At 59.2% G+C, this 19564-nt stretch carries 20 protein-coding genes; 11 read left to right on the forward strand and 9 right to left on the reverse strand.

Going from position 1 to position 19564, the window contains the following annotated elements; all coding sequences use genetic code 11:
• Positions 1-39 precede the first annotated feature (39 nt).
• A complete protein-coding gene (locus tag HUV26_RS05470; protein ID WP_174409111.1) occupies positions 40-1338 on the reverse strand; it encodes an IMP cyclohydrolase in 1299 nt (432 codons plus the stop codon).
• Between the two features lie 231 nt (positions 1339-1569).
• On the opposite strand from HUV26_RS05470, the gene HUV26_RS05475 reads away from it, so the two are divergent.
• Positions 1570-1950 carry a hypothetical protein gene (locus HUV26_RS05475; RefSeq protein ID WP_174409112.1) on the forward strand — a complete coding sequence of 127 codons (381 nt, stop codon included), beginning with the start codon at positions 1570-1572 and terminating at the stop codon, positions 1948-1950.
• Here the strand turns inward: HUV26_RS05475 and HUV26_RS05480 are convergent.
• On the reverse strand, positions 1867-3309 hold the full coding sequence (locus tag HUV26_RS05480) for a transglycosylase SLT domain-containing protein (RefSeq protein WP_174409113.1): 1443 nt from the start codon (positions 3307-3309) through the stop codon (positions 1867-1869). The two genes, HUV26_RS05475 and HUV26_RS05480, sit on opposite strands and share 84 nt — an antisense overlap.
• A gap of 228 nt (positions 3310-3537) precedes the next feature.
• On the opposite strand from HUV26_RS05480, the gene HUV26_RS05485 reads away from it, so the two are divergent.
• The 4 genes from HUV26_RS05485 to HUV26_RS05500 all read left to right on the forward strand — a co-directional run bounded on the left by HUV26_RS05485 (position 3538) and on the right by HUV26_RS05500 (position 8712).
• The gene (locus HUV26_RS05485; protein WP_174409114.1) at positions 3538-4818 is read left to right on the forward strand and encodes an adenylosuccinate synthase; all 1281 of its coding nucleotides are present in this window, start codon (positions 3538-3540) and stop codon (positions 4816-4818) included.
• 259 nt (positions 4819-5077) lie between these two features.
• On the forward strand, positions 5078-6001 hold the full coding sequence (locus HUV26_RS05490) for a DNA polymerase III subunit delta' (RefSeq protein ID WP_174409236.1): 924 nt from the start codon (positions 5078-5080) through the stop codon (positions 5999-6001).
• Between the two features lie 331 nt (positions 6002-6332).
• Positions 6333-7145 carry a response regulator gene (locus HUV26_RS05495; protein WP_243451282.1) on the forward strand — a complete coding sequence of 271 codons (813 nt, stop codon included), beginning with the start codon at positions 6333-6335 and terminating at the stop codon, positions 7143-7145.
• A 10-nt stretch (positions 7146-7155) separates the two neighbouring features.
• Positions 7156-8712: a deoxyribodipyrimidine photo-lyase gene (locus tag HUV26_RS05500; protein ID WP_243451283.1), complete on the forward strand. Its 1557-nt coding sequence runs from the start codon at positions 7156-7158 to the stop codon at positions 8710-8712.
• Positions 8713-8781: 69 nt separating this feature from the next.
• On the opposite strand, the gene HUV26_RS05505 is transcribed toward HUV26_RS05500, so the two are convergent.
• The gene (locus tag HUV26_RS05505; RefSeq protein WP_174409115.1) at positions 8782-9060 is read right to left on the reverse strand and encodes a DUF4911 domain-containing protein; all 279 of its coding nucleotides are present in this window, start codon (positions 9058-9060) and stop codon (positions 8782-8784) included.
• 381 nt (positions 9061-9441) lie between these two features.
• Here HUV26_RS05505 and HUV26_RS05510 point away from each other — a divergent pair, with 381 nt between their 5' ends.
• Positions 9442-10488 carry an ABC transporter ATP-binding protein gene (locus tag HUV26_RS05510; protein ID WP_174409116.1) on the forward strand — a complete coding sequence of 349 codons (1047 nt, stop codon included), beginning with the start codon at positions 9442-9444 and terminating at the stop codon, positions 10486-10488.
• A 125-nt stretch (positions 10489-10613) separates the two neighbouring features.
• On the forward strand, positions 10614-11111 hold the full coding sequence (locus HUV26_RS05515; RefSeq protein WP_174409117.1) for a hypothetical protein: 498 nt from the start codon (positions 10614-10616) through the stop codon (positions 11109-11111).
• Positions 11112-11346: 235 nt separating this feature from the next.
• Here HUV26_RS05515 and pal read toward each other — a convergent pair whose 3' ends face one another.
• The 6 genes from pal to HUV26_RS05545 all read right to left on the reverse strand — a co-directional run bounded on the left by pal (position 11347) and on the right by HUV26_RS05545 (position 17215).
• On the reverse strand, positions 11347-11880 hold the full coding sequence (pal, locus tag HUV26_RS05520; RefSeq protein WP_174409118.1) for a peptidoglycan-associated lipoprotein Pal: 534 nt from the start codon (positions 11878-11880) through the stop codon (positions 11347-11349).
• Between the two features lie 248 nt (positions 11881-12128).
• Complete coding sequence (locus HUV26_RS05525) at positions 12129-13463, reverse strand: beta-propeller domain-containing protein (protein ID WP_174409119.1); 1335 nt, start codon at positions 13461-13463, stop codon at positions 12129-12131.
• 57 nt (positions 13464-13520) lie between these two features.
• The gene (locus tag HUV26_RS05530; protein WP_174409120.1) at positions 13521-14492 is read right to left on the reverse strand and encodes an energy transducer TonB; all 972 of its coding nucleotides are present in this window, start codon (positions 14490-14492) and stop codon (positions 13521-13523) included.
• A gap of 12 nt (positions 14493-14504) precedes the next feature.
• Positions 14505-14936: a protein TolR gene (gene tolR, locus HUV26_RS05535; protein ID WP_174409121.1), complete on the reverse strand. Its 432-nt coding sequence runs from the start codon at positions 14934-14936 to the stop codon at positions 14505-14507.
• Between the two features lie 9 nt (positions 14937-14945).
• Entirely contained in the window at positions 14946-15656 is a 711-nt protein-coding gene (gene tolQ / locus HUV26_RS05540; protein WP_174409122.1) for a protein TolQ, read from the reverse strand.
• 458 nt (positions 15657-16114) lie between these two features.
• Entirely contained in the window at positions 16115-17215 is a 1101-nt protein-coding gene (locus HUV26_RS05545) for an efflux RND transporter periplasmic adaptor subunit (protein WP_174409123.1), read from the reverse strand.
• A gap of 435 nt (positions 17216-17650) precedes the next feature.
• On the opposite strand from HUV26_RS05545, the gene HUV26_RS05550 reads away from it, so the two are divergent.
• The 4 genes from HUV26_RS05550 (at position 17651) to HUV26_RS05565 (ending at position 19330) form a co-directional block, all read left to right on the forward strand.
• Positions 17651-17935 (forward strand): CopG family ribbon-helix-helix protein, encoded by a 285-nt coding sequence (locus tag HUV26_RS05550; protein WP_174409124.1) that lies wholly within the window; start codon positions 17651-17653, stop codon positions 17933-17935.
• Positions 17926-18195, forward strand: a complete 270-nt coding sequence (locus HUV26_RS05555; protein ID WP_174409125.1) for a type II toxin-antitoxin system RelE/ParE family toxin — start codon at positions 17926-17928, stop codon at positions 18193-18195. The genes HUV26_RS05550 and HUV26_RS05555 overlap by 10 nt, the downstream gene beginning before the upstream one ends.
• A 191-nt stretch (positions 18196-18386) precedes the next feature.
• A complete protein-coding gene (locus tag HUV26_RS05560) occupies positions 18387-18656 on the forward strand; it encodes an AbiV family abortive infection protein (RefSeq protein WP_174409126.1) in 270 nt (89 codons plus the stop codon).
• Complete coding sequence (locus HUV26_RS05565; RefSeq protein ID WP_174409127.1) at positions 18647-19330, forward strand: hypothetical protein; 684 nt, start codon at positions 18647-18649, stop codon at positions 19328-19330. Before HUV26_RS05560 ends, HUV26_RS05565 begins: the two co-directional genes overlap by 10 nt.
• Positions 19331-19564: the final 234 nt, after the last annotated feature.

Below are 19564 nucleotides of genomic sequence, written 5' to 3' on the forward strand. Positions count from 1 at the left end.
CCTTTTCCCGCATGTTGCAGAAAACGCAGAGGCACGCGCTTAATGCTTAAAGGACCGCTGGCCCGTAAACACCATGGCCACCTGCGGGCTGGCTTCGTTCACAGCCTGAATCACCTCATGGTCGCGCATGGAGCCGCCGGGCTGGGCAATGGCGGAAACGCCGTGCGCCAGTGCCGCATCCACGCCGTCGCGGAAGGGGAAAAAGCCGTCCGAAACCATGGCCGTTCCTGGCAGACCACCCCTGGCAGCGCGGGTGCGGGCGTCTATGTCCGCAAGGGCTTCTGCCAATGCAGGGTCTGTGGCGGCCTTTTGCTTCATCTCGTACAGCGACAGGTTATGCTCGGTAAAGGCCAGCATGTCCGCATACTTGGTGTAGGCCTTGTGCACGGTCAGTTCCACGCAGCCCACGCGGTCCTGCTCGCCCGTGCCGATGGAAACCGTGGCACCGCCGCGCGCAAAGATAATGGAGTTGGAGGTAACGCCGGACTCCACCGCCCACGCGAAGAGCAGGTCGTCTGCCTCTTCCGGGGTGGGTTTGCGCGCCGCCACCTGCACGCCGTTTTTGTCCGCCGTGGCGGGCAGAAAATCATCTACGGTGAGGATGCGGTTGCGGAACGACTGCTGGATGATGATGCCGCCGTCTGTCAGGCATTTGAAATCAAGGAACGGCTCGCTCACCAGTTCCTCAAGCCGCGCCATGCCGGGAATGTGCAGAATGCGCAGGTTCTTGCGCTTCTTGAGGATATCTACCACGCCCTCTTCAAAATCCGGGGCGGCCACCACCTCAAAATACACGCTGTTCACCAGTTCTGCGGCGGCCTTATCCATGGGCCGGTTCACCACCACCGCGCCGCCGAAGGCGGCAATGCGGTCGCTGCGGTAGGCCTTGTCCAGCGCGTCGGCAACGCCCTTGGCGGACCATGCCGCGCCGCACGGATTGTTGTGCTTGAGAATAAGTGCGGCGGGTTTGGCGGTCAGGTACTGCAGCATGTTTATGCCGTTGTCCACGTCCGTGAGGTTGGTCTTGCCCGGATGCTTGCCCGCCTGAATCATATGCTCTTCGGTCAGGGCGGAAACAAGCCCCTTGCCCGCGCCGCGGAAGCTCACGCCGCCGAGGGTCAGTCCGCCTTCAGCCAGTTCATACAGGGCGGCCGGCTGATCGGGGTTTTCGCCGTAGCGCAGCCCCTTTTCCTCGCCGTCAATGGTCCATACCCGCTTGCGGTACACCAGTTCCCGGTCGCCGAGACGGACGGTCATTTCCGCCGGAAACGGATCGCCGAGAATGGTCTTGTACATATTTTTCAGCCCGTTGGACACGCTGCTCACCTTGTCGCTCATGCGGATTCTCTCCCCTGTGTGAAATATTCTTGCCCACGCAACGGCAAGGCGCAAGAAAGTAGCACACACCCCGCCGACGGGCAATTTTCATTTGAAGCCCTTCGCCGATTGTCGTAGCGTTGAAAAACAGAACGGGGGCGGTGCCAAGCACCCCCCCCGCTCCCGTTGCCAAAACAGCTGAATTACATAATCACATAGCGGCTTCCCGGCGGGAAGCCAGGAGATACGACCATGGAACGCGCACTACGCAAACTCGCCGCCCAGCTCAACGCCTACGACGAAGCGTCTCTCATGAACCTGTGGGAGCACTACGCCAAAGAGGTGGAGCACTTCGAACCCACCAAACGGTGGGAAGAGTCGGCCCTTATCTTTTCGTTCATTCAGGCGGTGCGCTGGAAAAACCAGCTCTTTAACCACCATTGGGCGGAAAATTCCCGTCCGGATGCCACGGGGCTTCCGCCGCAGTCATCCTTTACCCTGCTGGAAGACCTTTCCGCAGGCGGCAAAGTGCGCGATGCGCAGGCATCGCTAGATGACGGCGGGCCAGCCGGAGGGGATGGCGCTCACAAGCGGGCCAAGGTACTCAGCTTCCGGCCGAGAGAGACTGACTAACCCGTGCATGATGTAATAGTAGTAGCGGATGCTTTCCACAAAGGCCACGGCCTCGTACCCTCTGGTGTAGCCGTGCTTGGTCTGTGAGTAGTATTTCTGCCACGCCAGCAGAGGCAGCACCTTTTTCAGTTCGTGCCACGTGCTGCCCGTGCCACCCATGGATTTGGACAGGGCAATGGCATCGTACACGTGGCCCAGCCCCTGATTGTAGCTGGCAAGGGTGAAGAACCAGCGGTCCCACGGTTCCAGTTCCATCGGCTCAAAGGCGTCCCACAGCATCTTCAGATACCGTGCGCCGCCGTCTATGGCCTGCACAGGGTCCAGCCTGTCCACGCCCAGAACGCGCGCCGTGTTCTGGGTAAGCTGCATCAGGCCGCGCACGCCGGTCTTGCTGGTGGCGTCCGCAACAAAGCGCGATTCCTGATAGATGACGGCGGTGAGCAGCAGCGGATCGATGCCGTTTTTGCGCCCGTGCTTCAGGATGGTATCGTGGTAGCGGGGCAGGGCACTCTGCAGGGCGCGGGTTAAGCTCTGCACATCGTAGTAGTCCACATCTTCGGGCAGAAACCCGAAATACTTTTCATGCAGCACGGCAAGCCTGCTGTCGCCTTCCCGTTCTTCCCAGAACCGGGAAAGGTCGGCATGCAGTTCGCTGTTGGCCGAACGCCAGAACCAGCGGTAGCTCACCTCTTTGCCCATGGACCTGGCAGGCTTGACCCCCAGAAAAAACGGCTGCCACAGGCTGTAGCTCCAGTCATCCACCAGAGCGAAACGGGCGCGGTCTTCGTTCAGCGTGTCCAGCACGGGAGAGACGCGCACGCCCTCCACCTTGTCTGTCCACGGTTCACAGTCCAGCCCCTGCCCTTCCTCCTGCAGCGAATCGGTGAGGTAGTGCTGCTCGGTGGTGAGGATGGGGTTTTCGCACATATCCTGCTCATTGCGCAGGGTGTAGCGTTTGGTGCTGTGCACCAGCACGGGACGGGACGTGGCATAGACAGGCCCCGCCACCACCGGGCTTTCCAGCGATTCCGGTTCCACGCCGCCCACGCCGACCACAAGGTCCACCTCGCCGGAATGCAGGGCCTCCCACGCTTCGGCGGGGGTCTGCACTTCTATCATTTCCAGCAAATAGCCCCGCCCTTCGGCAAACAGAGCCAGCAGTTCATGCTCAAATCCGGGACCGTAGGGGGAAATGGTGGTGGACACACGCTCCATTCTGGGAGCCGCCACCCGCAGCAGGGGCACGCCGTCCACATGGGTGGGACGGGGGGCTTCCCACAGGATAAGCCCACACTGGGCCGCTATGAGGAGTATCAGAGTTGCCCACTCACGCGGGCGGATCATCGTTCGGGTCTTCATCGTTTCGTGTTCCTTTGGCGTCCACGTAACCATCCTGTCAGGAAAGGAAAGGGGGACGAGACGTCAGGTGATACCGCAACGAATGAAAAGGCTCGGAAAGAATATGATTTTGAGGAGGGAACAGATTGACGTTGTCCGTATCTGTATATTAAGAGATGATGCCTTTTCTGCGTTCCGAGAACGCGGAGTCGTCGGGAAAGGGGATTTCCATGTCACAAGGAGAGGCTAATGTCAAATATTATCATCATGGGTGCCCAGTGGGGCGACGAGGGCAAGGGCAAAATTGTTGACCTGCTCACCCGCGATATAGACGTCATCGTACGCTTTCAGGGCGGCAACAATGCCGGCCACACAGTCATAGTGGGAGACAAGCAGTACATCCTGCATCTTATCCCGTCCGGCATCCTGCACGAAGGCAAGAAATGCCTCATAGGCAACGGTGTCGTCCTTGACCCCGCCGTCTTCTGGCAGGAAATTGAAAAACTGGCCGCCAAGGGTGTGGTCGTAGGTCCGCAGCGCCTGAAGATAAGCAAGAAGACGCACATCATCATGCCCTACCACAAGAGCCTTGACGGTGCGCGCGAAGAATACAAGTCCGCCGAAGACAAGATAGGCACGACGGGTCGCGGCATTGGTCCCTGTTACGAAGACAAGGCCTCCCGCGTGGGCATACGTGCCGCAGACCTTGCGGACCCGGAGTTGCTCAAGGCCAAAATCCGCAACGCACTGGTGGAAAAGAACGCCCTGTTCACCGCCCTGTACGGACGCGATGCCATGGATGCGGACGCCGTGTACGCCGAAGTGATGGAAGCGGGCAAGAAGCTTGTGCCCTACCTTGCGGACGTTACGTCTGAAATATGGGAAGCCTTCAATGCGGGCAAGAGCGTTATGTTTGAAGGCGCGCAGGGCATCCATCTGGACATTGACCACGGCACCTATCCTTATGTCACCTCCTCCAACACCGCCGCAGGCAACGCCTCTGCCGGTGCGGGCGTGCCCGCCAACAGGCTGGACCGCATCATCGGCATTGTAAAGGCTTACACCACCCGCGTGGGCGCAGGCCCCTTCCCCACCGAGCAGCAGAACGCGGAAGGCGACTACATGCAGGCGAAGGGCCACGAATTTGGCGCAACCACCGGGCGCAAACGCCGCTGCGGCTGGCTGGACCTTGTGGTGCTGGGCGAAACCACACGCCTGAACGGCCCCACCGAGTACGCGCTGACCAAGCTGGACGTGCTGAGCGGGCTGAAGGAACTGAAAATATGCGTTGCCTACGAGTATCGCGGAGAACGCGTGACCGTGGTGCCGCAGGAACAGAACGCCATGGCCTACGTAACCCCCGTGTATGAATCCATGCCCGGCTGGGAAGAGGACATTACCGGCATAACCGAATGGGACAAGCTGCCCGAGGCCTGCCGCAACTACGTGCTGCGCATTGAAGAACGCACGGGCGTTCGCGTGTCCATCATTTCCGTGGGCCCGGAGCGCGACCAGACCATCTTCCGTTAGCAGCGGCGGGATGCAGGAGACCGGTTTTACACCGGTTCAATACCGGTTCAATACCGGCGTAACATCGGCTTAACCGGCCGCAGGCATGCGTGAAGACCTGATTACTGCACTGCAGCACTGATGGCTGCCACCGTACCCCGCCGGTAAGCGGCAGAAAAACAGCATCGGAAAGACCATGGTTTCACAGGACGGCACTGCGGCCCCTGCCGCATCGCACACCAAAACCGCCGCGACTCAATCCGGCGGCGTCCGCACCGATATGACCGACATACTGGCCCCCGCCCTTGCCTCCCGTCAGGCAAGGGTGCGGGGCTTTCTGCACCGTCTGACAGATTCCCCGCCGCAGGTGCTTCTCATGGAAGGCGGCACGGCGGATGAACGCGAGGCCATGAGCCTGTACTGGGCCGCCCTGCTTAACTGCACCCTGCCCACGCAGCGCCCCTGCCTTGCCTGCACGGCCTGCGCCCAGATGATAGCGCGCCAGCACCGCGACATGTTCTTTCTGGACGGTCGCGAAGGTTCCATAAAAATTGACAATGTGCGTGCCGTACGCGCCGTGTTGGGCGAACCACCCCGCGACGACGGGCAACGCATGGTCATCCTTGCAGAGGCGCAGGCACTGGGCAACGAGGCGGCAAACGCCCTGCTCAAGTCGCTGGAGGAGCCGCGCCCCGGCACCAGCTTTGTCCTGCTGGCACCCCAGCGGGAACGCCTGCTGCCTACCCTTGTCTCGCGCAGCTGGGTGCTTACCCTTGCATGGCCGCAGCCTTTTCCGCAACACGCGGACCAGTCAGACGCCATGTCGTCCGCAGCCTCTTCCGACGCCGGGGAAACAGAAAGCGAACTGGCGGCTGTGCTGACGGAATGGACCGACGCCCTGGCCCGTTTCGCCGTGGAAGGCACCGGCTGGTTTCAGCGTACCTCGTCCAAAGGCTCGCTGGACAACCTGCTCGGCCAGCACATTATCGCCCGCTGCCAGCGCGAGCTTGCCGCAGCCATAATCGGCCACCCCCGGTCGGCCCTTGCGCGCCTCCTTGCGGACATGGGACCGGCCCGGCAGCGCAAGCTGGACGAGGTGCTGGCCGAATGTCAGGAGAGCCTTGCCTTCAATGTGAACCCCGCCCTTGTCATGGACTGGCTGGCCACGCGCCTTACACTTCTCGCGCCCCGGCAAGCACGCTGACCCATTCTTCTTTCCCATGCCGCCACCGCACATGGCCGGCAGGTCAGCAACCGCTTCCAGGCCGCTTTTCTGTTGCCTCTCTTCTGTGCCGGATGTATCATCGGGAAGACTGGCCACTCGCCCGTCTATTCGTTGTGGACGCGTGTGACCGCCAATGAGGCCATGCTGTGCATGGTCGTGCGTGCATACTCCGGGCACACACCTTCAGCGTATGAAAAAACACGGCAGGCAAGGGTGTTCGGGAACCATACGACGGCCCGGCCACGCTGACGGCCCCTGCCCGGAAAACCGGCGTACACCGCAGAAAGAACTTTGCAGCAACAGGTTCCGCATGACCAACACCATATCCATGGCTGACGCTCCCAGAACGGTGCTCATCATCGAGGACTCGCACGTCCAGTCCAAGATCATCTCCAAGCAGATTCTGGCGCTCACCCAATTCGACACCACCGTAGCCAACTCCATGGAAGATGCCCGGGTTTTGCTGGAAAGCTCGCGTGAGCGTTTTTTCGTTGCCCTCATCGATCTGAATCTGCCGGATGCCCCGGACGGCGAAGCCGTGGACCTGTGCCTTGAGCACGGCGTCCCTTCTGTGGTGCTTACCGCCACCTTCAATGAAAACATCCGCAAGCGGTTTCTTGAACGCAGCGTGGTGGACTATTTCTTCAAAGGGTCCATTCAGGACATGGACCCCATGGTGCATAGTCTGGAGCGCATTTTCCGCAACCAGTTCGTCAAGGCACTGGTGGTGGACGATTCGCGCATGGCCCTGCAACACCTGCGGCACCTCATGGAGATTCAGCGGTATCAGGTACTGGAGGCCTCAGACGGGGTGCAGGCCCTTGCCGTTTTGCAGGAAAACCCGGACATCTCGCTCATCATCACGGACTACAACATGCCCAACATGGACGGGTTTGAACTCGTGCGCAACGTACGCGCCCGCTACAAGGCTGACCGCGTGGCCATAATAGGCGTTTCCGCCGCCGGGTCCGGCACCCTTTCCGCCCAGTTCCTGAAAAACGGCGCCAACGACTTTATCACCAAACCCTTTGAGGCCGAAGAGTTCTACTGGCGGGTCAACCAGACTGCGGGCATGCTGGACATCATTGCCGGGCTGAGCGCCTCACGCAACGCCAACGACTGAGGCTACCTGCATGCATCCCGGACGCGCCATATCCACCGGTCTCATAGGTTCCATAGGGCGCCCAGGGAACTCAGGCGCCCCAGGGAACGCAGTCAACTCGGGGAGCATCGGGCGCATAGCGCAGGCGCAGGACAGAAAGACGCTCCTTTCCGCGCCGGGAGCAGACAACGCAGCCCAAGGCAGCACGCCAGACGCAGCCACCGGCCCCAGAACCCCTGTGCTCTACTGGATGCACCGGGAACACCGCGCCTATGACAACTGGGCACTGCTGCACGCCCTGCACGAAGCTGACCGCCTTAACGCCCCCTGCGCCGTGGTCTACGCGCTGGCACCTTCCTTCCTTGGGGCAGGGGCACGTCAGTTCGGCTTTCTGCTACGCGGACTGGAAGCAACCGCCGCAACCTTAACCGGACACGGCATTCCCTTCATCCTGCTCCGCCAAAGCCCGGAAGCGGCCATTCCGGAATACGCCCGTGCAGTGGGTGCTTCGCTCATCGTCACCGACTTTGATACCCTGCGCCTGAAGCGGCACTGGCTAGACAGCGTGCGCGCCGCTGCCCCCTGCCCCGTGACCGAGGTGGACGGACGCAACGTGGTGCCCTGCCTTGCCGTCTCCGGCAAGCGGGAATATGCCGCCCGCACCCTGCGCCCGAAGATCCACAGGCTGCTGGACGAATTTCTGGATGACTTTCCTGCGCTGCACGCGCCCGCCGCCCCGTGGCCCTTTGCCGTGCCGGCAACGGACTGGAACGCCCTGCGCCATGCCGCCTGCGCGGACGCCGACGTGCCGGAGGTGCCGCCGCCGTTCGGCCCAGCGCCCGGTGAGGAGGCCGCCCTGCATACGCTGCGCACCTTTCTGTCGCAGCGCCTGCCCCTTTACGCCCAGCGCAACGACCCCAACGCAGATGCCCTGTCGCGCCTTTCGCCCTATCTGCATTTCGGGATGCTTTCTGCACAGCGCGCCGTGCTGGAAACCCTTGCCCATGCCCGGACAGGTGAAGGCAGCCGCATACCGGCAGAGGCGCGGGAAGCCTTTCTGGAAGAGCTGGTCGTGCGGCGCGAGTTGGCGGACAATTTTTGCCTGCACACGCCGCAGTACGACAGCGTGGAAGCCTTTCCCGACTGGGCGCGCGCAACGCTGGACAAGCACAGGGAAGACCCGCGCGAACACGCCTACGACCTGCCCGCACTGGAAAACGCACGCACGCACGACCCGCTGTGGAACGCGGCGCAGACGCAGATGCGCCGCACCGGCACCATGCACGGCTACCTGCGCATGTACTGGGCCAAGAAAATTCTGGAATGGAGCGGCACGCCGGAAGACGCCATGCAGCATGCCGTTTTTCTGAATGACCGCTACTTTCTGGACGGGCGCGATGCCAACGGCTACACAGGGATAGCATGGGCATTGGGCGGCGTGCATGACCGCCCGTGGCAGGAACGTGCCATCTTCGGCACTGTGCGGTACATGAACTACGCTGGCGCGTGCCGCAAGTTCGACGTGCCCGGCTACGTTCGCCGGATGCAGGAAACGGAATCCCTCATGCGCATGCAGGGGTTGTTCTGATTCTCTCCCTGCGATGACCGGGCTGCAGCAGGTTTCTCTGGCAAGCCGGAGGACTCGGGCGGATCAGGGCTAAGAGGGGGAGTTGGGACGCTCAAGCAGCGCAAAGGGGATGGTCTGCTGCATTCCCGCAAGATATTCCCGCATTTCCCGTTCCTGATGGGGAGAAAATACCACCTTGAGCACGGCGGCGTATTTGTCCACCACGGTGGCATAGCCAAGGTTATCCTGCGCTTCCAGCAGAAAGCGGAACATGCCTATATGCTCCGGCGCAAGCCGCACATACAGCAGCGAGGACCACTGCGGCGCGGACAGCGGCGGACGGGGTTTGCGGGGTCTGGGTTTGGCCATATATTCCTTTCCTGATTGTTCGCCCCGCTTTGCCCCGATGCCGCCCCGTTGTCAACCGTTGTCAGCAGTCGTCAGCAGCCGTCTGCAGCCGTCACCTGTACACCTCCTGAAGGCGAGGCCCCGTACTGGCGTCTGGCGAAGCGGGCCGGGTTCTGCTATCATGACGCAACCGATTACAATCTCGGTCACAACCGGAGACAGCCGGAGACAACCGGACACTGGCGGACACTGACGGACACAACTGGTCGCGATTGGACTCGATTAGACACAACTGGACGCGACCGGACGCAAATTGGCCGCAGCAGGTTGCGGCAGCCTGTATGCCTGTTTTCTGACCAGCCCGGGCCATACCCACGGCATAAGGCGGGACAGACCCGCTCCATGCCGCAAGGACAAACAAACCGCGCAAGGGAGCTGCCTATCCACCCGTTTCTCGAAATACGTAATGTCTCTCGCACGTTCCGGGTGCGCCAGCCCCTGTTCTCCAGCGCGCCCTCCCTGCTGCGGGCGGTGGACAACGTGAGCCTTTCCCTGTGCCGGGGGCAGACGCTGGGGCTTGTGGGCGAAAGCGGCTGCGGCAAATCCACTCTTGCCCGCATGGTGGTGCGGCTGCTTGCTCCCTCTTCCGGCGATATTCTGCTGGACGGGCAATCTGTCTTTCACGGCAGCGCAGAATTCATTCAATCGCTTCCCGGCAGGGTGCAGATGGTCTTTCAGGACCCTGTATCGTCCCTCAACCCCCGCCGCAGCGTGGGCAGATCCATTCAGGAGGTGCTGGATATCCATAAAGAGGGCACCCGCTCCGAACGCCGTGAACGGGTGGAGCACCTGCTGGAACAGGTGGGATTACGCGCAGAGCACTACACCCGGTACCCGCACGAATTTTCCGGCGGTCAGCGGCAGCGTGTGGCAGTTGCCCGTGCGCTGATCATGCGCCCCGACCTTGTGGTCTGCGACGAGCCTGTTTCGTCACTGGATGTTTCTGTGCAGGCACAGGTGCTGAACCTGCTGGATGAGATGCAGCAACGGCTGAACCTTACCTACCTGTTCATTTCGCATGACCTTGCCGTGGTCGGGCATGTCAGCGACCACATTGCGGTCATGTATCTGGGCAGGCTCATGGAGCATGCCCCCAAGGATGCCCTTTTTGCCGCACCGCTGCACCCGTACACACGCGCCCTGCTCAGTGCCGTGCCCGTTGCCCGCGTGCGGGAGCGCAAGGCGTATCAACGCTTGCCCAGCGATCCGGCTGGCAATTTGGCTGTCGATTTGGCAGGCGATTTGCCCAGCCCCCTCGCCCCACCGCCCGGCTGCCCTTTTAACCCCCGCTGCCCGGAGTGTATGCCGGTGTGCCGCACCGACGCCCCCCCGTGGATACAGCCGCAGGCAGGCCACTCGGTCTGCTGCCACCTGTACACCCAACCATGACGCCCCCCGCTGCGCATGGCCGACCAGACCGGGAGATTGTGAAATTGTGTACTTGACGGGTGCGGTCCCAATGACCATAGTTACCCGGCCCCAGAGCAAAACAGGAAAGACAAGGAGTTCCGTCCATGGCCGCCACCGAATTTGGAAAAGCCGTAGAAACCATCAGCGAAGTCATGATGTTTGAGAACTGGCTGCGCTTCTACTTTATTGCGGAAGAAGACGACAAGCTCTACATACGCGTTCCCGAGCAGGGACTTATGCGCATCCGCGAAAACCACCCCGCCCTGTTCTCTCTTGTTGAGGAGATGAACGGCAAGGAGGTTACGCCTCAGGTCTCCCGCACCGCCGTGTGCAACCACATTTCCAGCGAAGTGGAAGGAAGTTCCATTCAGATGGGTATGGGCGGACGCGTGTTCGACAGCCAGACCTTTCAGTTTGAAATGCACCTCTTCGGCACATGGGTGCAGTCGCATGAGGAGCAGCTCGACAAAGGCTTCCTTGATTTCAACACATGGAAAAGCCTGTTCGCCGATTGGAAAAAGTCCGACAAGGTTCGCGAACACATAGAAGAACTGCGCGGTGCCATGACCCGTTCCAGTACGGATTGCACCACCCAGCAGTAGGCTTTTTGCCGTTCACAGCTCGTAAAAAGGCCGCTCCCGTTTGGGGGCGGCCTTTTACTTTGCCCCATCTGCCAGACATGTTCTGCCCATTTGCCGGATGTGGCGGCGAAAGCATGGCAACGGCCACAAAGTCCCCTGCGTGGGAGGAGGCTTCTCGTCCGGTCAGTCCGGAGGCCACAAACGCAAGAGACCCCCGCTTGCGCGGGGGTCTCTGCCAAACAAATCCTATGCAGTACTACTTGATGATCTTGAATTCGCCGCGGCGGTTCTGCGACCACACGGCTTCTCCGGTGCCCGTCACAGCAGGACGCTCTTCACCGAAGGAAACAACTTCGATCTGACCGGCGTCAACGCCCAGCACCATCAGGTATTCCTTGACGGTACGTGCGCGGCGTTCGCCCAGCGCGAGGTTGTATTCAGCAGTGCCACGCTCATCGCAATGTCCTTCCACCAGCACGCGGAGCTGGGGGAACTTCTTCAGGATTTCGGCCTTTTCCTTCAGCTGGTCGCGGTATTCTGCCTTGATGTCGAACTTGTCGAAATCAAAGAGTACCTTGCTGTCGGTGATGACCATACGGGCCTTGCTCAGGGCTTCTGCGAGTTCCTGCTCGGCGCTCATGCCGGAGTAAGCGGACTCAACGGGAGCCTGTTCGTAAGTGGCGGTTTCTGCCTCGGGGGTTGCGGCGACCTGCTTCTTGGCACAGCCAAAGCTCATAGCCAAAACCAAAACCATAAACAGTGCCAGCCCGAAACGTTTCATAGTGCGCATTGAAAATCCTCCTAATGCTCTGTACAAATCTCTTTTTAGCGGACACACAATTTGGTCAGCCTCATTCCCTTGTTCTTATCATGAATGGGGCGGTCTTTAAAGAACCACCCCAAGCACGGAACGCGAGAATATCCTAGCCTGTGCGTAAAAATTGTCAAGATGAATCGCATGGGTTATCAATGGGTTCCCCCCACCTCGTGCCATCTTGTCAAGATTCTACGCCACTGGCGTGACAATAACATTATTTTCTAATCAGGCACCAGACCCCACGAAGGCATGGTCGCCTCGCCGTCTCCGGTGGGTACCTGACGCGGTTCCCCGCCGTGACGCGTGGTGAGGTATACCTTGTATTGACCTGATCTGCTTGAAGAAAATGCCAGAAAATAGCCGTCTGGAGCAAAGGCAGGCATCTCGTCATTGCCGGGGCCAAAGCTTACCTGCTTTTCCCTGCCCGTAACCAGATCTTTGACGAAAATGCGGTGCCCGCCGTCCAGCATGCGCGAAAAAGCTACCAGTTCCCCGTCCGGAGAGATGGAGGGAGTGGTGTTATATTTGCCTTCGGTGGTTATGCGATCATCACTGCCTGTGGCAAGGTTCTTCAGGAAAATGTGCGGGTTGCCCCTGCGACTGGACACATACGCCATCTTTGTGCCCGAGGCGTCAAACGATGGCGAAACATCTATGGCCCAGTTCTCCACCAGTGCCTTTTCCTTCTGGAAAATGTGGTTAAGCAGGTAGATATCCGGGTTTCCGCCGGAGGCAAGGCTTACCGCCACCTTGTTGTTGGGCAAGAAGGTGGGGCCGATAATGGTGTTACCCGGGAACTTGATATGCTGCACACGGCGTGTCAGGCGGTCCCACACACCAAGAGAATGGTACCTGTCGCCTATATGGCTGAAGATAACGTAGCGGCCGTCCGGCGACCATGAGGGCGAGAGGCTGAGGCCCGGCAGCTTGGTGAGCTGACGCAGGTCTCTGCCCGTGGGATGCACGGACCATATATCCTTCTGCGTCTTGCCCGCCTTTTTCACGAACGCCAAGGTGGAGAGAAAAAAGTCGCCCCTTCCGGTCAGTGCCTTCATGAAATCCGCGCAGAACCTGTCTGCCACGCGGGGCAGCATGTCCTTGGAAATGTCAAAGTAAGCCTTGCCCAGCACCAGCTTGCCGGAAAACGCCTCGAACACCCGAAGCTCCACTGAGGGCAGCTTGCCGGGGGCGGGCGTGGGCCATGCCTGCGTTATGACAAGGTCTACCCCCGCCAGCTGGTAGCGGCGCAGATCAATATCCGGTGCCTTGAATCCTGCCGGGGTATTGCCTCCCAGAATGGTGGAGCCTTCCACCACCTTGATGAAGGGCAGAAAATACATGTTCCTGTCAATAAGCGACTTCAGTTCCGGCCCTTCCGCAGGCGAGGCCGTTACCGCACCGGCGGGCGTGCTGCCCAGCGGGGCGGTGGTGACCAGATTCAGGGCGCCTTGACCGGGTCCGTAAATATCCACCTCAATGGAACGGGCACCCGCCTGCATGGCAGGAAAGACAAGTGCCACGACGGAAAGGAGAAAAAGCGTTCTGATTGTTTTCATGCGTATTCTCTTGACGCGGCGGTAGTCCCGCCCGCTGCTGCCGTGCCGGTTGCCCGGCTACTCATGGCTGTTGAAGGTGATAACTATAGAACTGATATCCGGCGTTGGCGGCTTGGGCAACTGTTTGGTGTCCGAAACCGCGCGCAGGGCCGAACCGTCAAAGTCCGGCCTGCCCGACGAGGTAACCACAGAGGCATCCATGATAGTGCCGTCCGGAGAGAGCACTATGCGCACACGCGTGACGAATTCGTCTCTGGTGGCCATCTGCGGAAATCGCCAGTTCTTTTTCACAAGGTTTTGCACGGCAATGGCGTAGAGGTCTTCTATGCTGCCTATCACGCCTTCGGTGGGCGGCCCTTCCAGTCCTTCCTCGCCTATGCCTTCCAGTGCGTCACCCAGTCCGGGGCTGGCTTCCACGGCTGCCTGCAATGCGGCCAGTTCCTGGCTCAGCGTCTGCTGCCCCGACTGTTCCTTTGATTGGGCAGACTTCTTCACTTCCTTGCTCGTATCCGCCAGTGCCGCCTTCAGGATATCCTCGGGAGAAGGTTGCGGGGGCTTTTTGGGCTCCTGCTTTTTGGGTTCCGGCTTGGCATCCTTCTTCGGCTCCGCTTTAGGTTCCGGCTTAGGCTCGGGCTTGGGTTCCGGCTTCTTCTCCGGTTCCTTTTCCTCACGCGGCTTGGGAGGCTCCGGCACCACAGCCTCCTTCTTGGGGCTTATGGGCGTGGCATCCGGCTTGGGCACGGGCACCGGTTCCGGCTTGGGGGCAGCAACGGGGGCCGGTGCGGGCGGCGGGGGCGGCGCAGGGGCCGGTTCCGGCTTGGGCGCGGGGGCCGGAGCCGGTTTTTGGGCAGCGGGCTTGACCGCCGGGGCGGATTTTCCCGCCGCCGGTTTGCCCGCAATAGCCACCAGCCGCACCTGCTGAACGGGCATATCAAGCCGCACCTTGGGTGAAGAGGCGGGCCAGAAGACCGCCAGCAACACTATACTGAGGTGCAGGCACAAAGAGAGCAGCGTACTCAATAACCGCATGGGGGTATGCGCCTACTTCTTCTTAGTGGTTGGTTCGTCATCCGGCTGCTCGGCCACAATGCCCAGATTGACTATGCCTGCGCCCTTGATACGGCCCATCACTTCCACCACAACGCCATATGGCACCTCGCGGTCGGCGCGCAGGAAAAGCTGCTTGTTCTGTTCCTTCACCATACGCTGAAGGTGGCCTTCCATATCTTCCAACGTCAGGGCATATTCATCCAGAAACATGGCTCCATCGCGCCGGATGGTCAGTACCAGGTGGTCGCTGTCTGTCGGCAGCACTTCCACCGTCTGTGTCTGCGGCAGGTCCACCTCCAGCCCCTGTGTCATGAGGGGGGCGGTAACCATGAAGATGATGAGCAGCACCAGCATAACGTCCACAAAGGGCGTTACGTTGATTTCGGACACAAATCCCTTGCCACTACCCATAGAAACGCCCATGGACTTCTCCTACTTCTTGTCGCCCGAAAGGCGGGCCACGGTGGTTGAAGCCGGGCGGGTTGCACCCAGTTCGCGCTGCACGCGGTTGAGGAACGCTCCGGCAAAGTTAACCAGCTGCACCTCAATGCCGTTGAGCATGCCCAGAAACATATTGTAGCCCACGGTGGCGGGAATAGCCACGCCAAGGCCGATGGCAGTGGCAACCAATGCCTCGGATATACCGGGAGCCACCACCGCCAGCGAGGCGGTTTTCATCTGCCCAATGGCATGGAACGAATGCATGATGCCCCACACCGTGCCGAACAGCCCGATGAACGGAGCGGCGTTGGCCGTGGTGGCCAGAAACGCAAGGGAAGATCCCATACGCGAACTCTGCATGCTCACGCCCTGTCTGAGGGCACGGCGCACGTTGTCTGCAAGAATATCGGTGTTGCTGCCCATCTCGCGCAGCCGGTTGTATTCGGCCACGCCCTCCTGCGCCACGAGATACACGGGGGAGGTGACGTCGCTGCCCAAAGCCTGCACGGCCTCGCGCAGGTCTTTGGCACGCTGAAAATTTTCCAGTCCTTCTGAGGCTTTGCGCTTGGCTGCGCTGAGCTGGAACCACTTCTGGATCATCAGGGACCAGCTCATTACCGACATGCAGACCAGCAGAAGAAGCACGAATTTTACCACAAGAGTGGCCTGCCAAAGCAGCATCAGAACATTGGTATCGCCCATCAAGTCACTCCAGATTCGTTTGATTGACGGTCTCCGCACCGGGTTGTCATGTCTGAAACCCCGGTGCGGGCCGGATATGGCGGGGGTTGTATCCCAAAACGTGTACGGCATAAAGCGGGATTAGGGGGTGCAACCCCGGCAAACCATTGGTTTACGCACACCCATGCCCGCGGAGGTGGATGCCGCGCCACTTTTGCGGGAAAAAAATTTTTTCATGTCTGGCGGAAAACCCTTCTCACGAGAAGAGTTTCACCGCATTGCGAATGAGGCTTACCCTCATTTCGCCGGATAAACAACAGCCGCCAACGGGCCCAACATTAAAAGAGACTGCCTGCTGCGTTGCTGCGGAAGGCAGAAATATTCGCAGGTGCCTGATGATACGATCCCTGCAAAACAGGCACGGACATTCTCCGGGCCGTGCAGCGCAGCTTCTGTGAACGGCCCGGCAGTTCCTGCGGCTAACGCCCTTCCGTCACCCGCTGCCCGGGCCGCAGACGCTCGTTGCCCTTCACCACCACAGCCGCACCTTCAGAGAGTCCGGTGCCGCTCACAGCCACCTCGGAACCCAGCCATGCATCCACCGTCACGTGCACCGCATGGGCTTCTCCCTGCTGCACGATCCACACCACGGTCTGCCCCTGCGAAACGGTTACGGCATCCCGCGGCACCAGCACGGCGTCCGCTTCTGCCCCGGCAGGCAGGCGCACTCTGGCCTCCATGCCCTGTGCCAGATGCTTACCGTTTTTCAGCCGCACCCGCACGGGAAAGGTTCGGGTGGAAACATCGCCCTGCGGAATCACCGCCGTGACGGTGGCGGGGTAATCCGTGCCGCCCACGGCGGCAACCACATCCTGTCCCGGCCGCACAAAGCCCATAACAGACTGCGGCACTTCCACCATTGCCTCCACATAGGCATTGTGCGCCACGGTGGCAACCACTGTGCCCGGTGCCACCCACTCGCCCCGGCTGGCGCTCCGCTGCAGCACCACGCCTTCAAACGGGGCGCGCACGGTGCTCTTGGCAATCTCCAGCCGCAGGCGTTCTGCCTCTGCCTTGGATGCGTGAGCCTTCTGCTGCAGTCCCTGCATACGCAGCCGCGCCTCGTCAAATTCTTTTTCCGAAACCGATTTGGAGCGGTAGAGTGTGTCCATGCGGGCAAATTCCAACCGCGCACTCTCAAGGTCCGTCAGGGTCTGCGCGTGCTGTGCCGAAGCAGACTCCAACGCCTTGGTCAACAGGTCGGTATCCAGCACCACCATAACATGTCCGGCGCTCAGAGAATCCCCTTCCTCAAAGGCTATCCGCTCCACCCTGCCTGCCACGGAGGCAGCCACCTCGGATACTTCGGGAAACCGAATGGTCCCGATGAACACGTTTTGCAGAGCGGCCTTGCCCAGCCGCGCCTGCGCCGTAACCACCGGAGAAGGCGGCGGCCCCTGCGGCGCGTCCGATGCCTTTGCGGTTCCCGCCATGGTTACTGCTGCGCCCCACCATACTGCCACCGCGAAGGCGCACAGCCCTGCGCAACGGGTAAAGCGCGTACATAAATCTCCGGGCATGGCAAACTCCTTACTCTTGGAATGTCACTCGCCCGAGCATGGCACAACCTGCACCATCCTGCGGGGCTCGACCTCTGTGTACCCCAAATATTACCGGAACGAAACAGCAACACGCACGGCAGGGCCGTAACTATGGGAGCGCACGCACAACAGGCAGGCACAGGAACCGGCTTTGCGGACGTTCTTCCCGGAAGGCTTGCCGAAAACGACGGGCAGCACATGCCCCCTTGAATGCCATCCCCCTGCCGGACTGCTTGTCTTGGTATTCCTCGGAGATGTGAGAAACGGCGAAGGCAAGAAGCGGGTAATTGGCAACATCTGCCGACCGGGGATATTCAGTGTGTGATTCCCGGCCATGGACGACCCTCATGACGATAGCCCCCTCCTTTACAGCCCGCACTTCGTAGCATATTGTAGCTACAAAGGAGATTCGCCATGCAGGAAACGATACGCGCACGGGTTGATTCTCAGCTCAAGGAACAATTCGAGGCAGCCGCCAAGAGCCATGGGCAAAACGCCAGCAAACTCTTACGCGATTTCATGTCCGACTACGTGCGCAGGCACAGGGAGCAGCAGACCCGGCGCGAGGAAACGCTTCAGGCCATAGAGAGCATTGAAGCGGGCCGCTTCGTTGCCGGAGATGACGTTTTCGCATGGATGGATACGTGGGGCACTGATTCTGCTCCCGCCATTCTGAAGGGCGCACCGGAATGCAAATAAGATTTTCCCCGGAGTCCGTGGAAGACCTGAAACGCCTTTACGAGTTCGTTGCCGAGCACGACATAGACGCAGCCCGGACTATCGCCCTTAACCTGAAATCAGCCATCAACCGCTTCGCGGGCTTCTCCCACATAGGGCATCCGCTGGAAGACTTGGAAGGCGTGCGGGAATTTGTTTTCGGGCGGTATGCCATCCGCTATCTGGCAAAAGGTGAGGTGGTGTATGTGTTGCGGGTGTGGCATGGGAAGGAGGAGAGGTAGCGCGGATTCTGCATGCTGTATCTGCTTATGGGGGCGGGGCGGGAGATTGCTGCTTTTCAGGAGCGTTATTGGGGGGGGGGGGGACCTAACTAGCAGATGCCTCCATGAAGAAACTTCCGTTGTTATCACTGCTAAGGTGAGTTAAATCTGAATTAATCTTCGCGCATAGCGCTCACCGTCGGGAGGTAGCAATGACCAGTTTCCCACCCTTTGATGACCAAATCGCTGCAAACTTAAGAAATACAAGCCGGCTGTGTTACAACAATGGAAACAACCTGTTAGTTGAATCTAATATTTTATATGATCACGAACACTATGCAAGATCAGTTTCCCTAGCAATACTTTCTGAAGAAGAATTTGCCAAATCCATGATATTGGAGATTTGTTCCCAAAATCAAAGATGGGATAAAGAGATATACGATGGTATAAAAAGGCATGAAAAAAACAAGCCATGGCGGTAGCTATGAAAAATTTAACATGGCAATTTATACGCCACGCATCAGAATCTTATTTAACATTTTCTAATTATCATTTCAATATCCAGCAATCTGTCAGAAGTAATTTTGAAAAAATAAAAAAAGATTATCTTGTTAAGAAAAAAAGAGATATTCGCAAGCAAAGAGCACAATTTGTTTCACTTGACAGATATGGATTACCATCAAATACACCAGAATCATTTACCAAGAAGGAAGCTCAGTCCGATATCGACAGCGCTGTTAGATTCCGAGCCTGCCTTGAGCTCGTATATGGAGAACGCTCCCCTCACGACCCTCTCTTCCGTACTCTAACCACTTTAAATTACTCGCACCAAGATGGCACGGTACTGAATCATGAGTCTGGAGTAACTATAAAAATGGAACCATTCGCTTGGATTGAGACTGGCTGCCAACCTGATAGAATCAGCATGAACCCGCACATAATATTGCCCAAGCTACCTTCTATTAACCCTGCCATGCTAGATGACAAGCAAAAATCAGACCTCGCCAAGATATACAAGACTTACGATTTTCCTTCCCAAATACGATCTGAGATGAGCAAGCTCGGGCTCAAGAAAACTGAATACCTTGATGAAGTCGAAGAATTAATTGATGCTTATGCAATCACCGACATTCAACAGACATCCAATGACAACTAAAAAAGCGGTTACGTCTTTCGACCTAACCGCTTAAATTCGCTTGATTGAGATGAAAGGGGTTGAACCCACTACCTCTCGAATACCATGCAGGCACGCCTCATGCGCACATCGCAAGGCGGCGCGTACGCCGACAGCATACCGCCGCTTTCTTAAGAACCGTTAAGTGTTTCCCGCGCTTGATACCGGAGCGGAAAGGTATTACAGGAATGGGAGTAGCTACCATACCCGTGTTCA

The sequence above is a fragment of the Desulfovibrio psychrotolerans genome (assembly GCF_013340305.1).
GTDB lineage: Bacteria > Desulfobacterota > Desulfovibrionia > Desulfovibrionales > Desulfovibrionaceae > Halodesulfovibrio > Halodesulfovibrio psychrotolerans.

What these genes read in the sequence shown, in the direction of transcription:
- HUV26_RS05560 (WP_174409126.1), top strand. Translation starts at nt 18,387, where the DNA reads ATGACCAGTTTCCCACCCTTTGATGACCAAATCGCTGCAAACTTAAGA.
- pal (WP_174409118.1), bottom strand. Translation starts at nt 11,880, where the DNA reads ATGCGCACTATGAAACGTTTCGGGCTGGCACTGTTTATGGTTTTGGTT.
- HUV26_RS05545 (WP_174409123.1), bottom strand. Translation starts at nt 17,215, where the DNA reads ATGCCCGGAGATTTATGTACGCGCTTTACCCGTTGCGCAGGGCTGTGC.
- HUV26_RS05480 (WP_174409113.1), bottom strand. Translation starts at nt 3,309, where the DNA reads ATGAAGACCCGAACGATGATCCGCCCGCGTGAGTGGGCAACTCTGATA.
- HUV26_RS05475 (WP_174409112.1), top strand. Translation starts at nt 1,570, where the DNA reads ATGGAACGCGCACTACGCAAACTCGCCGCCCAGCTCAACGCCTACGAC.
- HUV26_RS05495 (WP_243451282.1), top strand. Translation starts at nt 6,333, where the DNA reads ATGACCAACACCATATCCATGGCTGACGCTCCCAGAACGGTGCTCATC.
- HUV26_RS05530 (WP_174409120.1), bottom strand. Translation starts at nt 14,492, where the DNA reads ATGCGGTTATTGAGTACGCTGCTCTCTTTGTGCCTGCACCTCAGTATA.
- HUV26_RS05505 (WP_174409115.1), bottom strand. Translation starts at nt 9,060, where the DNA reads ATGGCCAAACCCAGACCCCGCAAACCCCGTCCGCCGCTGTCCGCGCCG.
- tolR (WP_174409121.1), bottom strand. Translation starts at nt 14,936, where the DNA reads ATGGGCGTTTCTATGGGTAGTGGCAAGGGATTTGTGTCCGAAATCAAC.
- HUV26_RS05565 (WP_174409127.1), top strand. Translation starts at nt 18,647, where the DNA reads ATGGCGGTAGCTATGAAAAATTTAACATGGCAATTTATACGCCACGCA.
- HUV26_RS05485 (WP_174409114.1), top strand. Translation starts at nt 3,538, where the DNA reads ATGTCAAATATTATCATCATGGGTGCCCAGTGGGGCGACGAGGGCAAG.
- HUV26_RS05510 (WP_174409116.1), top strand. Translation starts at nt 9,442, where the DNA reads ATGCCGCAAGGACAAACAAACCGCGCAAGGGAGCTGCCTATCCACCCG.
- HUV26_RS05555 (WP_174409125.1), top strand. Translation starts at nt 17,926, where the DNA reads ATGCAAATAAGATTTTCCCCGGAGTCCGTGGAAGACCTGAAACGCCTT.
- HUV26_RS05550 (WP_174409124.1), top strand. Translation starts at nt 17,651, where the DNA reads ATGCAGGAAACGATACGCGCACGGGTTGATTCTCAGCTCAAGGAACAA.
- HUV26_RS05490 (WP_174409236.1), top strand. Translation starts at nt 5,078, where the DNA reads ATGACCGACATACTGGCCCCCGCCCTTGCCTCCCGTCAGGCAAGGGTG.
- HUV26_RS05515 (WP_174409117.1), top strand. Translation starts at nt 10,614, where the DNA reads ATGGCCGCCACCGAATTTGGAAAAGCCGTAGAAACCATCAGCGAAGTC.
- tolQ (WP_174409122.1), bottom strand. Translation starts at nt 15,656, where the DNA reads ATGGGCGATACCAATGTTCTGATGCTGCTTTGGCAGGCCACTCTTGTG.
- HUV26_RS05525 (WP_174409119.1), bottom strand. Translation starts at nt 13,463, where the DNA reads ATGAAAACAATCAGAACGCTTTTTCTCCTTTCCGTCGTGGCACTTGTC.
- HUV26_RS05500 (WP_243451283.1), top strand. Translation starts at nt 7,156, where the DNA reads ATGCATCCCGGACGCGCCATATCCACCGGTCTCATAGGTTCCATAGGG.
- HUV26_RS05470 (WP_174409111.1), bottom strand. Translation starts at nt 1,338, where the DNA reads ATGAGCGACAAGGTGAGCAGCGTGTCCAACGGGCTGAAAAATATGTAC.